Source organism: Hymenobacter jeollabukensis, from assembly GCF_005771675.1.
Taxonomy (GTDB): domain Bacteria; phylum Bacteroidota; class Bacteroidia; order Cytophagales; family Hymenobacteraceae; genus Solirubrum; species Solirubrum jeollabukense.
Map to the genome: position 1 here is coordinate 103,775 of NZ_VAJM01000004.1, position 15,795 is coordinate 119,569.

At 64.1% G+C, this 15,795-nt stretch carries 10 protein-coding genes; all 10 read left to right on the top strand.

The window, feature by feature from the left end:
* Nucleotides 1-19 precede the first annotated feature (19 nt).
* The 10 genes from FDY95_RS10510 (at nt 20) to FDY95_RS10555 (ending at nt 15,723) form a co-directional block, all read left to right on the top strand.
* On the top strand, nt 20-3,259 hold the full coding sequence (locus FDY95_RS10510) for a SusC/RagA family TonB-linked outer membrane protein (protein WP_138077543.1): 3,240 nt from the start codon (nt 20-22) through the stop codon (nt 3,257-3,259).
* Between the two features lie 22 nt (nt 3,260-3,281).
* A complete protein-coding gene (locus FDY95_RS10515; RefSeq protein ID WP_138077545.1) occupies nt 3,282-5,072 on the top strand; it encodes a RagB/SusD family nutrient uptake outer membrane protein in 1,791 nt (596 codons plus the stop codon).
* Complete coding sequence (locus FDY95_RS10520) at nt 5,072-5,422, top strand: cupin domain-containing protein (protein ID WP_138077547.1); 351 nt, start codon at nt 5,072-5,074, stop codon at nt 5,420-5,422. Before FDY95_RS10515 ends, FDY95_RS10520 begins: the two co-directional genes overlap by 1 nt.
* Nucleotides 5,423-5,461: 39 nt before the next feature.
* Nucleotides 5,462-7,510, top strand: coding sequence for a pectate lyase (gene pelA / locus FDY95_RS10525; protein WP_171025634.1), 2,049 nt, complete (start codon nt 5,462-5,464; stop codon nt 7,508-7,510).
* A 13-nt stretch (nt 7,511-7,523) separates the two neighbouring features.
* Nucleotides 7,524-9,047 carry a tagaturonate reductase gene (locus tag FDY95_RS10530; RefSeq protein WP_138077551.1) on the top strand — a complete coding sequence of 508 codons (1,524 nt, stop codon included), beginning with the start codon at nt 7,524-7,526 and terminating at the stop codon, nt 9,045-9,047.
* 195 nt (nt 9,048-9,242) lie between these two features.
* Nucleotides 9,243-10,895 (top strand): UxaA family hydrolase, encoded by a 1,653-nt coding sequence (locus FDY95_RS10535; protein ID WP_138077553.1) that lies wholly within the window; start codon nt 9,243-9,245, stop codon nt 10,893-10,895.
* A gap of 147 nt (nt 10,896-11,042) precedes the next feature.
* Complete coding sequence (gene uxaC / locus FDY95_RS10540) at nt 11,043-12,482, top strand: glucuronate isomerase (RefSeq protein WP_138077555.1); 1,440 nt, start codon at nt 11,043-11,045, stop codon at nt 12,480-12,482.
* A gap of 152 nt (nt 12,483-12,634) precedes the next feature.
* Nucleotides 12,635-13,651 (top strand): sugar kinase, encoded by a 1,017-nt coding sequence (locus tag FDY95_RS10545; protein WP_138077557.1) that lies wholly within the window; start codon nt 12,635-12,637, stop codon nt 13,649-13,651.
* Nucleotides 13,652-13,674: 23 nt separating this feature from the next.
* Nucleotides 13,675-14,352 carry a beta/alpha barrel domain-containing protein gene (locus FDY95_RS10550; protein ID WP_138077559.1) on the top strand — a complete coding sequence of 226 codons (678 nt, stop codon included), beginning with the start codon at nt 13,675-13,677 and terminating at the stop codon, nt 14,350-14,352.
* Nucleotides 14,353-14,355: 3 nt separating this feature from the next.
* Nucleotides 14,356-15,723 (top strand): MFS transporter, encoded by a 1,368-nt coding sequence (locus tag FDY95_RS10555; RefSeq protein WP_138077560.1) that lies wholly within the window; start codon nt 14,356-14,358, stop codon nt 15,721-15,723.
* Nucleotides 15,724-15,795: the final 72 nt, after the last annotated feature.

Consider the following 15,795-nt stretch of genomic DNA (forward strand, 5'->3'; position numbering starts at 1 on the left):
TTCCCACATCGTTCTTTCCATGAAAAAACATCTATTCCTGGCCGGCTCGCTGCTCTCTATGGCAGTGGTGGCCAATGCCCAGCAGGGCCGCCGCGTGAGCGGCGTCGTGCGCTCGGCGAAGGGCGAGGAGCTGCCCGGCGTGACCGTGGTGGTGAAAGGCACCACCAACGGCGCCACCACCGACCCGGAGGGCAAGTTCAGCCTGAACGTAACGGGCGATAACCCGGTGCTGCGCATCAGCTACATCGGTTTCGAGCCGCAGGATGTGACCGTGGGCAGCAGCTCGGACCTGACGGTGACCCTGAAGGAAGACGCCAAACTGCTCAACGACGTGGTGGTTATCGGCTACCAGGAAGTGCAGCGCCGCGACGTGACCGGCTCGGTATCGTCGGTGAATGCGCAGCAGATCAAAGATATTCCGGTTAACTCCGCCGCCGAAGCCCTGACCGGGCGTCTGGCCGGCGTGCAGCTGACTTCTACCGAAGGCCAGCCCGGCTCGGACGTAACCATCCGGGTGCGCGGCGGGGGCTCCATCACCCAGAGCAACAACCCGCTGTTCATCGTCGACGGCGTGCAGGTGGAAAATGCCCTGGCGACCATTTCGCCCCAGGACATCCAGTCGGTGGACGTGCTGAAGGACGCCGCCGCCACGGCCATTTACGGCGCGCGCGGCGCCAACGGCGTGGTGATTATCACCACCAAGATCGGGCGCGAGGGCAAGACGACGGTGACCTACAACGGCTTTGCCGGGGTGCGCAAGCTGGCGCGTAAGCTGGAGTTGCTCAATCCCTACGATTTTGTGGCCTACCAGTACGAGCGCGCCCAAAACCTGGGCGGGCAGGCCCTGACCGACTTCCGCGACGACTACGGCACCCTGCGCTTCGACAGCCTCGACGCCTTCCGCAGCGTGCCGAACGTTGATTGGCAGGACCGCGTGTTTGGGCAAGAGGCGTTTCAGCAGACGCACAACGTGTCCATCACCGGCGGCAGCAAGGGCGCCAACTACGCCCTGAGCCTGACGCGTAACATCGAGGACGGCATTCAGCGCGGCAGCGGCTTCGACCGTTACCTGGTGAACTTCCGCTTCGAAAACAAGGTGAGCGACAAGTTCCGCTTCGGCTTCAACGCCCGCTACAACGCGCAGACCACCAAGGGCGCCGGCACCAACAGCACCGGCACGGCCCAGACCTCGCGCCTGCGCAACACCATTCAGTACCGCCCGTTCGAGGCTAACATTGGTAATTCCAGCCAGGAAGACTTCGCCGAAGACTTGGCTTCCAACGGCCCGCGCCTGGTAAACCCGCTCACGCTCATCGACGCGGAATACCGCCGCAACATGCGCCGCGTGCTCAACCTCAACGGCACGGCGGCCTACACGCTGCTCAAGAACCTCACGTTCCGCACCACGGTGGGCGTGGAAACTACCGGTACCGAAAACAATGCCTTCAACGGCACGCCTACCAGCGTAGCCCGCCAAAACGGCAACCAGCCCACGGCTTCCATCTTTACCTCGCAGCTGGTCACGCTCAACAACTCCAACGTGCTGAGCTACGCCCTGAACAAAGGCAAGCACTCCTTCGACGCGCTGGTGGGCCACGAGGTGTATACGTACCGCACCCGCAACCTGGGCGTGAGTGCGCTCTACCTGCCTACCACCATTACCGCCGAGCGGGCTCTGGCGTCGCTGAACCTAGCTTCGCCGCCCTCGGGCACCGTGCAGGCGGCCCCCGACACGCGCCAGACCCAAAGCCGCATTCTGTCGGGCTTCGGGCGCCTGAATTACTCTTTCGCTGACAAGTACCTGCTCACGGCCACGTTCCGCGGCGACGGTTCTTCGAAGTTTGCCGAAGGTCGCCGCTGGGGTTATTTCCCGGCTGCCTCGGTGGCGTGGCGTATCTCGCAGGAAGAATTCATGAAGTCTTTCGAGCAGGTGTCGGATCTGAAGCTGCGCCTGAGCTACGGCCTGGCCGGCAACAACCGTGTGGACGATTTCCTCTATGTAACTACCTTCGCCACCGCCATTCCGAACGCCTCGGGCACGGGCACCACGCCGGTGCAGTACGGCCTGAACGGCGCGCTGGTACCGGGGGTGGCCTCGCCCACGCTGGCCAACGAGTTCCTGAAGTGGGAAACCACCGTTTCGCGCAACCTGGGGGTGGACCTGGGCCTGTTCAGCAACCGCGTGCAGCTGTCGGCCGATGTATACTACAACAGCACCCGCGACCTGCTGTTGAACCAGAACATTCCCTCGACCTCGGGTTACTCGGTGCAGCAGCGCAACGTGGGGCGCACCGCTAACCGCGGCGTGGAACTGCAGGTAAGCGGCACGGTGCTGCAAACGCCGGACTTCTCGTGGACGGCCACGGCCAACGTGTCGTTCAACCGCAACCGCGTCGAGGACCTGGGCGACAGCGACTTCTTCCTCTTCAACTCCAACTGGGCCGGCTCCGACGGCGCCGACGCCGACTACATCGTGCGCAAGGGCCAGCCGGTAGGCCAGATCTACGGCTACCAGTACGACGGCTTCTACACCGCCAACGACTTCCTGGATTATGCGGCGGCCGGCAACCGCTGGACGTTGCGCCCGGGCATTGCCAGCACCGCGACGGTGAGCGGCGCCAACGCCGTGCGCCCCGGGGCCCCCCGCTACCGCGACCTGAACGGCGACGGCAACATCACCGCCGACGGTGACCGGACGGTTATTGGCAACACCAATCCCAAGGCCATTGGCGGCTTCAACCAGCAGTTCACTTACAAGAACTTCGACGCGAGCATCTTCCTGAACTGGGTGCTGGGCAACGACATCTACAATGCCAACCGCCTGGAGTATACCAGCGGTTTCTACGCCAACACCAACCTGCTGGCCAGCATCAACGATAACCGTTACCGCAACATCAACGCCCAGGGCCAGCTGGTGACCAGCGCCGAGGAGCTGAACGCCCTTAACGCCAACGCCACGCGCCCGGCGCCCTCGTTCGGCCGCTTCCTGCCTTCGTCCGACATCATCGAGAGCGGCTCCTTCCTGCGCCTGAACAACGTGACCATCGGCTACACCCTGCCCAAGACGCTCACGGCCAAGGCCAAAATGAGCACGGCCCGCCTCTACGTGACCGGCAACAACCTCTACGTGCTGACCAAATACTCCGGCTTCGACCCCGAGGTCAGCGCCCGCCCGAACCTGCCGCTGGCTCCCGGGCTGGACTACGCCGCTTACCCGCGCAGCCGGGCTTACCTGTTCGGCGTGAACGTCTCCTTCTAACCTTCCCACCCGATCTGTCCTCATGAACCGCAATAATCTTCGGTCGGCCGCCGTGGCCCTGGCAATGGTCAGCCTGACCGGTACTTTTGCCTGCAAAGACTTCCTCGACGTGGAGCCGATTTCCTCCACCGATACCAGCTTCGTATTCAGCAGCGTAAGCGGGGCGACCAGCGCCGTCATCGGCGCCTACGACCCCCTGTCGGGCGACTCGGGCTACGGTCAGCGCCTGAGCTCGTACTACCAAGTGGATACCGACGACATGCGCTGCAGCGGTGAAGTCGACAACGGGCGGCGCGGCATCGCCCGCTACGCCCTCACGCCGGGCAATACCGAACTGCTGGGACCGTGGAATACCCTCTACACGGGGGTGGAACGCGCCAACGTGTGCATCCGCAACATCCGCGACTCGGAGCTGTTCAAAAACGGCAGCGCCGCCGACAAAGCAGCCATGGGCCGCCTGCTGGGCGAGTCATTGACGCTGCGCGCCCAGTACATGTACGAACTGATCCGCAACTGGGGCGACGTGCCGGCGCCGCGCCTGCCCGCCGCTGCCACGGCCGATCTGAAAGTGTCCAACGAAGACCGGGACATGACTTACGACCTGCTGCTGGAGGACCTGCGCGAAGCCGCCGACCTCGTGCCGTGGCGCTCGGCCCTCGGCAGTGGCGACGAGCGGATGACCAAAGGCGCCGTGAAGGCCCTGCGCGCCCGCATCGCCCTGGCTCGCGGCGGCTTTGCGCTGCGCAGCGACGGGCAGGTTCGCCGCGGCTCGAACTACCAGCAGTACTACACCATTGCCCGGCAGGAGTGCAGCGAAATCATGCAGAGCGGGCAGCACGCGCTGAACCCCAACTTCGAGGCGCTGTTCCGCGGCCTGAACGAGCTGCGTATCGACAACTCGGAAGTTTTGTTTGAAGTAGCCATGGCCGGCGGCAGCGCCGCTTCCGACAGCAAGCTGGGGTACTACACCGGCCCGCGCCTCGACAACGGGTCGCGCTACGGGGGCTCCAACCCCGGCCTGAACGTATTGCCGAACTACCTCTACGCCTTCGACTCGCTGGATACTCGCCGCGACGTGTCGGTGACGTACTACTCCGTCAACGCCGCCAGCCGCCAGCAGCCGGTGGTGCTGAACGTGCTGACCGACGGCAAATTTCGCCGCGACTGGCGCGCGCCCCTGCTCACGGGCTCCTCGCAGTATCTGGGCATCAACTGGCCCATCATCCGCTACGCCGACGTGCTGCTGATGTTTGCCGAAGCCCAAAACGAGCTGGCTGACCCCTCGACTCCGTTCAACGGTAAAACGGCCGTGCAAGCCCTGGAAGACGTACGTCGTCGCGCCTTCCGTGGCAACACCGGCCGCATTGGCACCACGCCCACGACCAAAACGGCCTTCTTCGACGCGTTGGTTAACGAGCGTTACCTGGAATTTGGCGGCGAAGGCGTCCGCAAGTTCGACCTGATTCGCTGGAACATGCTGGGCGAAAAGCTGAGCCAGGCCCGGGCGGAAATTACGTCCCTGCGCGACCGGACCGGCCGCTACGCCAACTACCCCACGGTGCTCTACTGGCGTCAGAACGGCGACCTGTTCCAACTGTACTCGCCGTCGGCCAATTCGTCGGCCCTGTACCGCCCGGCGCCGGCTTCGGCTCCCGCGGGCTACACCTCGTCGGTCAACTGGACCAGCGGTATCGGGGCTACGTACTCGACGGCGGTGGGTGAATCGTTCATCACCGGCAAGAGCGAACTGTTGCCCATCCCGCAGGTGGCCATCGATACGAATCCCAACCTGCGGCAAAATCCGAAATACTAATGCCAACGTCTGAACACGCTCCCGTGCTGTTCTGTGCCGGCGACGGGCTCCCGTGGGAGTCCGTCGCCGATGGCGTGCGGCGCCAGGTGCTGGCCTACGGGCCCGAGCTGATGCTGGTGAAAGTGGCCTTCGAGGCCGGCGCGGTCGGGGCGGAGCACCAACACCCGCACGCGCAGACCAGCTACGTGGAAAGCGGCGCGTTCGAATACACCATTGCCGGCGCCACCCGCGTGCTGCGGACCGGTGACAGCTGCTTTGTGCCGGGCAACACCCTGCACGGCACCACTTGTCTGGAAAGCGGCGTGCTGTTGGATTCCTTTAGCCCCCTGCGGGAAGATTTTTTGCAATAACCCGCCGCGGTGCGGGCGAATAAGAAGATGCGCGAGATGATGCGACGTTGGCTAGACAAACTGGTACTCGGAGCGGGCTTTGCCCTGGTGAGTGGCGCGGCTGCGGCCCAGCAACTCACCGTGGCCGCCGATGGCTCGGGCCAGTTTAAAACGGTGCAGGAGGCCATCAACAGCCTGCCCGCCCACGCCGACAAACCGCGCGTCATCAACATCGGCAAGGGCATCTACCGCGAGCAGATTTACATCGACGGCAAAGACCACCTGACTTTGCGCGGCGCCGGCGAGGCGCTGACCTGGATTCAGGTGTCGTTGGCCCGCGAGGCGGCCCGCTGCGCCGGCAAAACCGACGACTGGGGCGTGGCCACCATCAACGTGCGCAACTCGCCCGACCTGACGCTGGAAAACCTGTCGGTGGTCAACAGCCACGGCCTCGACTCGCCCGGGGAGCAGGTCATTCCCTGCCCTTCGGACCCCGCCGGCTCGAAGAAAGTCAGCGGCACCACTCACCAGATGGCCCTGCGCACCTTCGCCGGCTCGTCGCGCATGAAGTTCGTGCACTGCACCTTCCGCGCCTACGGTGGCGACACGGTGAGCCCCTGGGACGGCGAGGGCGGGCAGTTCTACTTCAAGGACTGCACGATGGAAGGCGGCGTCGACTTCTACTGCCCGCGCGGCTGGGCCTACGCCGAAGACTGCCGCTTTATTTGCCACAGCACCACGGCCGCCATCTGGCACGACGGCACCGGCAGCAAGGACTCGAAAACGGTACTCAAGAACTGCATCTTCGAGGGCGACAAGGGCTTCAAGCTCGGCCGCTACCACCGCGAGTCGCAGTTTTACCTCGTTGGCTGCAAGTTCAGCGAGAACATGGCCGATGCCGACATCTACCACGCCCCCTCCGGGCCCGGCACCCCGCTGTGGGGCCGCCGCGTGTACTACGCCGACTGCCACCGCAAGGGCGGCGACTTCGCCTGGCATTCCGACAACCTCGTAACGGCTGAAGGTGCGCCGACCGAAAAGCAAATCAACGCGGCCTGGACGTTTGGTGGCGCCTGGGACCCGGTGTCGGGCAAAATCGGCACGCCGGTAGCCACGACCGAAGCCGGCAAGGACTCGGTGGCCGAGCGGATGCTGGTGTACCAGCGCCTCATCGGCGGCTGGCCCAAGGCGGTAGGGGAGAAGAAGGTGGACTACGAGCACCCGCTGACCCTGGCTGAGCGCGTGCAGACCCGCAAGGACGGCCTCGTGCGCAAGGACGCCACCATCGACAACAACGCCACCACCCGCGAAATCAGCTACCTGCTGGGCGCCTACAAGCGCACCAACAACCTGGCCTACCGGCAGGCGGCCGAGCGCGGCATCCGCTACCTGCTCACCATGCAGCAGAAAAGCGGCGGCTTCCCGCAGTACTACCCCGACAGCTCCTCCTACCGCGCCCAGATTACCTACAACGACAACGCCATGATCAAGGCGCTGTGGGTGCTCAAGAACGTGGCCGACAAGAAGGGCGACTACGCGCTGGTCGATTTCAGCCTGGTGCCAGCGGCCGAGCAGGCCGTGCAGCGCGGCATCAGCTGCATTCTGCGCACGCAGTACGTGCAGAAGGGCAAGCTCACCGCCTGGTGCGCCCAGCACGACCGCCGCACCCTGCTGCCCTGCAAGGCCCGCGCCTTCGAGCTGGCCTCGCTGAGCGGGATGGAGACGGTGGGCATCGTGGAATTCTTGCTGGCGCAGGACAATCCTTCGCCCGAAATCAAGCAGAGCATCGAAGCCGCCGTGGCCTGGCTGAACCAGGTCAAAATCGAGGGCTATACCGTGAAAGATGTGGACGACCCGGCCCAGCCGACAGGTAAGGACAGGAGAGTATTGCCCGAGGCGGGCTCTACTTTGTGGGCACGTTTTTACGACCTGAACACCAACCAACCCATATATGTCGGCCGCGACGGAGTGAAACGCGCTGCCCTGGCCGACATCGAACACGAACGCCGCGTGGGCTACGCCTACCTCGGCACCTGGCCAGCCAAGTTGCTGACCAAAGAATACCCTCAGTGGCAACACCAGCGGGCGAACGGAAAGAGCGGATTATAAGAAGAGAATTCCCATGAGCTACTTGTCTCGCAACATCGCGCTGGCCCACGGCGCCCACTCGGCCGTTTCGTTGCCGGAAGCCGCCCAACTGGCGCTGCCCGAGAAGGTCCTGCAATTCGGTACCGGCGTGCTGCTGCGCGGCCTGCCCGATTACCTGATCGACAAAGCCAACCGCCAGGGCATCTTCAACGGCCGCATCGTGGTGGTGAAGTCGACCGACGGTGGCGACATCAACGCCTTCGCCCGCCAGAACGGCCTCTACACGCTCTGCATCCGCGGCATCGAGGACGGCCAGCAGGTGGAGGAAAACGTGGTCAGCTCCGCCATCAGCCGCGTGCTGTCGGCCAAGAGCCAGTGGGCCGAGGTGCTGCGCTTCGCCCAGTCGCCCGACCTGCAGGTGGTCATTTCGAACACCACGGAAGTCGGCATTCAACTGGTGGCCGACGACGTGCGCCAGTCGCCGCCCGTGAGCTTCCCCGGCAAGCTGCTGGCCGTGCTCTACGTGCGCTGGAAAGCCTTCAAGGGTGACCGGGCGAAGGGCCTGGTCATCGTGCCCACCGAGCTGGTGCCCGACAACGGCCGCAAGCTGGAAGCCATTCTGCTGGAGCTGGCCCACCGCAACGAGCTGGAAGCCGAGTTCATCGACTGGCTGGAAGCGGCCAACACCTGCTGCAACTCCCTGGTGGACCGCATCGTGCCGGGCCGCCCCGACGTGGGCGCCTACAACGCGCTGACCGAAGAGCTGGGCTACGACGACGACCTGCTCACGATGTCAGAAGTGTACCGCCTCTGGGCCATTGAAGGCGACGAGAAAGTGCGGGCGGTGCTCTCGTTCGAGCAGGCCGACAAGGGCGTCATCATCCAGCCCGACATCAACCAGTTCCGCGAGCTGAAGCTGCGCATGCTCAACGGCACGCACACCCTGAGCTGCGGCCTGGCTTTCCTGAGCGGCTTCGAGACGGTGCGCGGTGCCATGGACGACGAGGTGATGGGCCAGTTCATCAGCCGCCTGATGGTGGACGACCTGCGCCCCGGCATTCCCTACAAAATCGATGAGGCCGTGGCCCGCGACTTCGCCCGGCAGGTGCTTGACCGATTCCGTAACCCCTTCATCGAGCACCGCTGGCTGGCCATCACGCTGAACTACACGGCCAAGATGCAGATGCGCAACGTGGCCACGCTGGTGCACTACGCCGAGCAGAAAAAGCAGGCCCCGCAACACGCCGCCCTGGGCTTCGCGGCCTACCTGCTCTTCATGCGCGGCACCCACCAGCAGGACCACACCTGGTACGGCGAGCTGAACGGGGAGCAGTACCCCATTCAGGACGAAAAAGCCGGCTACTTCGCCGACCTCTGGCAGCGCCTGCCGCCCGCCGAGCTGGTGAGCGTGGTGCTGCACAACCAGGCCCTCTGGAACCACGACCTGACCGCCCTGCCCGGCTTCGCCGCAGCCGTGACCGGCTACCTGCAGCAGATGCTGGAGGAAGGAGTGTACGCCACCGTAGCCAAGCAATTGCGGAGCGAAGTGCCGGCCTAGTTTGTTGTAAGAGGTAAAGTCATATCGAGCGCAGCCAAGACATCTCGCGCGCTTCGTTGAACAGCTAATCCAGAACGTAATGCTGAGCCTGAGCGAAGCATCTCTACCGCTTCGTTCGATAGTCATTTTACTATCGAACATCAGCACGCGAGATTCCTCGACTTCGCTCGGAATGACGGCCTAGAGAAACCCAAGATGAAACACCTAGTAGCCAAAATCCACCCCCACGACAACGTACTCGTCGCCCTGCAGGATTTGCCGGCCGGCACCACCATTCCGTGGGAGGATGGCGCCATCAAAACCGTCGCCGCTATTCCGGCCAAGCACAAGCTGGCGTTGCAGGACTTTCAGGTCGGCGACTCCGTGACCATGTACGGCGTGCTGGTGGGCAAAATCCGCGAAGCCATTCCGCTGGGCGGCCTGCTGACCACTTCGAACATCAAGCACGCCACCAACAGCTACGGGGAGCACGGCATGCACCGCGCCGCCTGGCCCGTGCCGAACGTGGAAAAGTGGCAGGAGCGCACCTTCATGGGCTTTCACCGCCCCGACGGCAAAGTGGGCACGGCCAACTACTGGCTGGTGATTCCGCTGGTGTTCTGCGAAAACCGCAACATTCAGGTGCTGGAAGAAGCCCTGGTGACGGACCTGGGCTACGGCCGCCGCAAAAGCTACCAGCCCCAGACCCAGGAGCTGATTCAGCTGATGCAGGCCGGCAAGACGGTGGAGGAAATCCTGCAGACCGACCTGCAGACCTCGCTCGACGGCAGCCAGAAGCCCAAGCTGTTCCCGAACGTGGACGGCGTGCGGTTTCTCACCCACGAGGGCGGCTGCGGCGGCATCCGGCAGGACGCGCAGACGCTCTGCGGCCTGCTCGCCGGTTACATCACCCACCCCAACGTGGCTGGCGCCACCGTGCTCAGCCTCGGCTGCCAGAACGCGCAGGTGTCGATGCTGCAGGACGAAATCAACAAGCGCAGCCCGCAGTTTCTCAAGCCGCTATACATCCTGGAGCAGCAGAAAATTGGCACCGAGGAGGCGCTCATCAGCACTGCCCTGCGCCAGACCTTCGCCGGGCTGATGCAGGCCAACGCCCAGCACCGCCAGCCGGCCCCGCTCAGCAAGCTGTGCATCGGGCTGGAATGCGGCGGCTCGGATGGCTTCTCGGGCATCTCGGCCAACCCCGCCGTGGGCCACGTGTCCGACATGCTGGTGGCCCTGGGCGGCTCGGTGATTCTGGCCGAATTCCCGGAGCTGAACGGCGTGGAGCAGGAGCTGGTTGACCGCTCCATCGACAAGGAAACCGCCGAGCGGTTCAGCTCGCTGATGAAGGCCTACAGCGACTCCGCCGTGGCCGTCGGCTCGGGCTTCGACATGAACCCCTCGCCCGGCAACATCCGCGACGGGCTGCTGACCGACGCCATGAAATCGGCCGGCGCGGCCCGTAAGGGCGGTTCTTCGCCCGTAGTGGCCGTGCTCGACTACCCCGAAATGGTGACCAAGCCGGGCCTGAACCTGCTCTGCACCCCCGGCAACGACGTGGAATCGACCACGGCCGAGGTGGGCTCGGGCGCCAACGTGGTGCTCTTCACCACCGGCCTGGGCACGCCCACCGGCAACCCCATTGCCCCGGTCGTGAAGATTGCCACCAACACCCCGTTGGCCAAGCGCATGCCCGACATCATCGACATCAACACCGGCACCGTCATCGACGGCGAGGAAACCATCGAGCAGGCCGGGGAGCGGATTCTGGACTACGTCATCCGCGTGGCCAGCGGCGAGGAAGTAGCCGCCGTGCGCCACGGACAGACGGACTTCATTCCCTGGAAGCGCGGCGTTTCGCTGTAAGAGGCCAGGCCGCTCCGGAACCGTTTGCGTGAATAAACCCGGCGCCGGAGCGGCCGGCTTCATCGGATGCTTACCCGGGTTAAATACTTTTGACCGACCCACCCAGCCGGTGCTTTTCGGAGCGGGCGGCTTTGCTCAGATTACCCTATGAAACCCTTCCTGAACGACGATTTTCTGCTGCAGACCGCTACGGCGCGTACGCTCTACCACGAGCATGCCCGGCAGATGCCCATCATCGACTACCACAACCACCTGCTGCCCGACCAGATTGCCGAAGACAAGCAATTCGACAACCTGACGCAGATCTGGCTCTACGGCGACCATTACAAGTGGCGCGCCATGCGCACCAACGGCATCGATGAGCGCTACATCACCGGCGACGCGTCGGACTGGGAGAAGTTTGAGAAGTGGGCCGAAACCGTGCCCAACACGCTGCGCAACCCGCTCTACCACTGGACGCACCTGGAGCTGCAGCGCTACTTCGGCGTGACCGAGCTGCTCAACAAGGAGTCGGCCCGCCGCATCTACGACCACTGCTCGGCCTTGCTGCGCACCCCCGAGTATTCGGTGCGCAACCTGCTCAAGAAAATGAACGTGCAGACCCTCTGCACCACCGACGACCCCTCGGATTCGCTGGAGCACCACCGCGCCATTGCCGCCGACCCGTTCGGCGTGCAGGTGCTGCCCACCTTCCGCCCCGACAAAGCCATGTCGCCGGAAGATGCTGCCGCCTACAATGCCTACCTGGACAAGCTGGGCGCCTCGGCCGCGGTGGAAATCCTGAACTACCAGGACCTGCAAACGGCCCTGCGCGTGCGCCACGACTACTTCGCCGCCCTGGGCTGCCGTCTCTCCGACCACGGCCTGGAGCAGATCTACGCCGCCGATTACACCGACGCCGACATCACCCGCATCTTCGCCAAAGTGCGCGGCGGCGCGACTCTGGAGCGCGCGGAAGTGCTGCAATTCAAGTCGGCCATGCTGGTGTTCCTGGCGGAGCTGGACTGGGAGAAAGGCTGGACCCAGCAGTTCCACCTCGGCGCCCTGCGCAACAACAACGCCCGCATGCTGCGCCAGCTCGGCCCCGACACCGGCTGGGACTCCATCGGCGACTTCCAGCAGGCCCCGGCCCTGGCCAAGTTTCTCGACCGCCTCGACACCCAGGACAAGCTGGCCAAGACGATTCTCTACAACCTGAACCCCTCCGACAACGAGCTGTTCGCCACCATGATCGGCAACTTTCAGGACGGTTCGGTGGCCGGCAAGATGCAGTTTGGCTCGGGCTGGTGGTTCCTCGATCAGAAAGACGGCATGGAGCGGCAGATCAATGCGCTGTCGAACATGGGCCTGCTGAGCCGCTTCGTGGGCATGCTCACCGACTCGCGCAGCTTCCTCTCGTACCCGCGCCACGAGTACTTCCGCCGCATCCTCTGCAACATGCTCGGCAACGACGTGGAAAACGGCGAGCTGCCGGCCGACATGGAACTGCTCGGTCAGATGGTGCAGAACATCTGCTACGGCAACGCCAACGAGTACTTCGGCTTCTCCAAGGTCGCCGAAACCACCTCGGTAGCGGCCGAGGCTTAGTGAAATCCAGCTCCGGCAACGTTTGCGACAACGTTGCCGGAGTTTTTATGGGGCGCAATCGATTGTTCCGCCTCGTTTCCTGCCGACCTTGTCGGTAGTCCCTCTTACCCCTCAACACCCCGCGCTGCTTCGGTGGCGTCCTCACCCTCGGCATGAAGCAAATCGTTACGTTCGGCGAAATCATGATGCGGCTCTCGCCGCCGTTGAACTACCGCCTCGAACAAGCCTCGGCGCTGGAAGTAACCTACGGCGGCGGCGACGCCAACGTGGCCGCTTCCCTGGCCTGCCTCGGCCTGCCCGCCGCCCACGTCACCTGCTTCCCCGACCACCAGCTCGGCCGCGCCGCCACCCAGCAGTTCCGCGCCCTGGGCGTGGACATGCGCCATGTGGTCTACACCCCCAACACCCGCCTAGGCCTGTACTTCCTCGAAGTCGGCTCGGCCTTGCGGGCCAGCACCATCGTCTACGACCGGTTTGAGTCGGCCTTCGCCAAGCTCGACCCGGCCGCCTTCGACTGGGAAGAAATCCTGAAAGACGCCCAGTGGTTTCACTGGACGGGCATCACCGCCGCCGTGTCGGCCGCGGCCGCCCAGGCCTGCCGCGACGCCATCCAGGTGGCCCGCCGCCTCGGCATCACCGTGTCGGCCGACGTGAACTACCGCCGCAACCTGTGGCAGTACGGGCAGCGCGCCCAGGACGTGATGCCCGGCCTCACCGAAGGCTGCGACGTGGTGGTGTGCTCGGAAGGCGACGCGGAGGATTTGTTCGGCATTCAGGCCGACGCCGACTGCGACAACAGCTTCGAGTGCATGGCCCAGAAGCTGATGCAGCGCTTCCCGCAGATCAAGCAGGTCATGGCCACCCGCCGGCAGACGCAAAGCGCCTCGCACGAGCGGATCCAGGGCATGCTGGTCGACGCCGGGCAGGGCTATCTAGAAACGCAGTTTTACGACATCACGCCCGTCGTGGACCGCATCGGCGGCGGCGACGCGTTCATTGCCGGCTTCGTGTACGGCAAGCTCAAGCTCGACTCGGCGCAGCAGGCGCTGAATTTCGCCACGGCCGCTTCGGCGCTCAAGCACACCATCCACGGCGACGTGAACTTGGCGACCGTGGCCGAAGTGGAGCACATCATGGCCGGCAACGTGACCGGCCGCCTGCTCCGATAATTCACCCTAACCCACCCATCCGTATGCCCTTCGACACCGATAACGTTCCGCAGATAGCCTCCAAAGAAGTGCTCAGCCGCGTGCTGCAGGCCCCGGTCATTCCGGTGTTCTACCACGCCGAGGTGGAGCACGCGCAGAACATCATTTCGGCCTGCTACGCCGGTGGTATCCGCGTGTTCGAATTCACCAACCGCGGCGACAACGCCTTTGAGGTGTTTTCGAAGCTGCGCGGCTACGTGCGCGACAACTGCCCCGACATGCTGCTGGGCATCGGCACCATCTACAACGCCAAGGACGCGGAAGCCTTCATCCTGGCCGGCGCCGACTTCGTGGTGCAGCCCATCACCACCGCCGACGTGGCCGCCATCTGCCGCCACTACGACGTGGCCTGGGTGCCCGGCGTGATGACGCTGAACGAAATCTTCCACGCCACCCGCCTGGGCGCGGCGATGGTGAAAATCTTCCCCGCCGGCGTGCTCGGCCCCGACTACATCAAGGCGGTGCACGGCCCCATGCCCAAGGTGAAAATCATGGTAACGGGCGGCGTGGAGCCGACCACCGAAAGCCTGGGCGCCTGGTTTGGCGCCGGCGTCAGCGCCGTGGGCATGGGCTCACAGCTCTTCAAGGACAGCAGCGACCTGGAGGCCCTCGGGCAGCGCATCGCCGCGCTGATGGCATTCGTGGACACCGTAAAGAAGTAGCGCATGGCAACAGCTTCGCCAGCGGCCAGCGCCGCTAAACCACCCGTTCAGGACGCGGGTCCCATCGGGAAATACCGCTGGACCATCTGCGGGCTGGTGTTCTTCGCCACCACCGTCAACTACCTCGACCGCGCCGTTATTTCGCTGCTGAAGCCCTACCTGGAGAAGGTCTTCAACTGGAACGCCGGCGACTACGCCGATATCGAAATTGCCTTCAAGCTGGCCTACTCGCTGGGCATGCTGGGCGTGGGCCGCGTCATCGACAAGCTCGGTACCAAAATCGGCTACGCGCTGTCGACCTTCCTCTGGAGCCTGGCTGCCATCGGCCACGCTTTTGTCAGCAGCACCTTTGGCTTCAGCGTGGCGCGCGCCTTTCTGGGCGTGACGGAGGCTGGCAACTTCCCGGCGGCCATCAAGACCACCGCCGAGTGGTTTCCGCAGAAGGAGCGGGCCCTGGCTACGGGCATCTTCAACTCCGGCTCGAACGTGGGCGCCATCATTGCCCCGCTCACCGTGCCGCTAATTGCCGAAACCATCGGCTGGCAGTGGGCTTTCATCATCACCGGCGCCCTGGGTTTCGTGTGGCTGGTGCTCTGGTTTATGTTCTACGAGGTGCCGGCTCGCCACGCCAAGCTCTCGAAAGCCGAGTTTGAGTACATCCACAGCGACGTGGACGACCTCGCGGCGGCGTCCATTACCACCGAACCCAAGGTGTCGTGGTTTAAGCTGCTGACCTTCCGCCAGACCTGGGCCTTCGTGCTCGGCAAGTTCTTGACGGACCCGATCTGGTGGTTTTACTTGTTCTGGCTGCCCGACTTCCTGAACAAGCAATACGGCCTGAAAGGCACCGACGTAGCGTTGCCCGTGGCCGCGGTGTACGTGCTGTCGAGCATCGGCAGCGTGGGCGGCGGCTGGATTCCGCTGAACTTTATCCGGAACGGCTGGGCACCTTTCAAGGCCCGCAAGACCTCGATGCTGCTCATCGCCCTGTGCGTGTTTCCCATCGTGTTTGCCCAGCAGCTTGGGCAGCTGAATATGTGGCTGGCGGTGCTCGTTATCGGCATTGCGGCGGCGGCTCACCAGGCCTGGAGCGCCAATATTTTCACCACCGTGTCGGACATGTTCCCGAAGCGGGCAGTGGCCTCGGTAACGGGCATCGGCGGCATGGCCGGCGGCCTGGGCGGCATTCTGCTGTCGGCGCTGGTGCAGAAGCGCATGTTCGTGTACTACGAAAGCATCGGCCAGCTCGACAAGGCCTACTTCATCATGTTCTGGATCTGCGGCGGCGCTTACCTGCTGGCCTGGATTCTGATGCACTTCCTGGTGCCGCGCATGAAGCCCATTCAGCTCGACGGGCCGGCTGCGGCTTAATCTTAACTGCACGACGGCAATTGAACGTCATGCTGAGCTTGCCGAAGCATCTCTACCGCTTCGTCAGATACA

Bases quoted from the DNA above. Each gene is read 5' to 3' on its own strand.
- FDY95_RS10510 (WP_138077543.1), top strand. From the start codon at position 20: ATGAAAAAACATCTATTCCTGGCCGGCTCGCTGCTCTCTATGGCAGTG.
- FDY95_RS10515 (WP_138077545.1), top strand. From the start codon at position 3,282: ATGAACCGCAATAATCTTCGGTCGGCCGCCGTGGCCCTGGCAATGGTC.
- FDY95_RS10520 (WP_138077547.1), top strand. From the start codon at position 5,072: ATGCCAACGTCTGAACACGCTCCCGTGCTGTTCTGTGCCGGCGACGGG.
- pelA (WP_171025634.1), top strand. From the start codon at position 5,462: ATGCGACGTTGGCTAGACAAACTGGTACTCGGAGCGGGCTTTGCCCTG.
- FDY95_RS10530 (WP_138077551.1), top strand. From the start codon at position 7,524: ATGAGCTACTTGTCTCGCAACATCGCGCTGGCCCACGGCGCCCACTCG.
- FDY95_RS10535 (WP_138077553.1), top strand. From the start codon at position 9,243: ATGAAACACCTAGTAGCCAAAATCCACCCCCACGACAACGTACTCGTC.
- uxaC (WP_138077555.1), top strand. From the start codon at position 11,043: ATGAAACCCTTCCTGAACGACGATTTTCTGCTGCAGACCGCTACGGCG.
- FDY95_RS10545 (WP_138077557.1), top strand. From the start codon at position 12,635: ATGAAGCAAATCGTTACGTTCGGCGAAATCATGATGCGGCTCTCGCCG.
- FDY95_RS10550 (WP_138077559.1), top strand. From the start codon at position 13,675: ATGCCCTTCGACACCGATAACGTTCCGCAGATAGCCTCCAAAGAAGTG.
- FDY95_RS10555 (WP_138077560.1), top strand. From the start codon at position 14,356: ATGGCAACAGCTTCGCCAGCGGCCAGCGCCGCTAAACCACCCGTTCAG.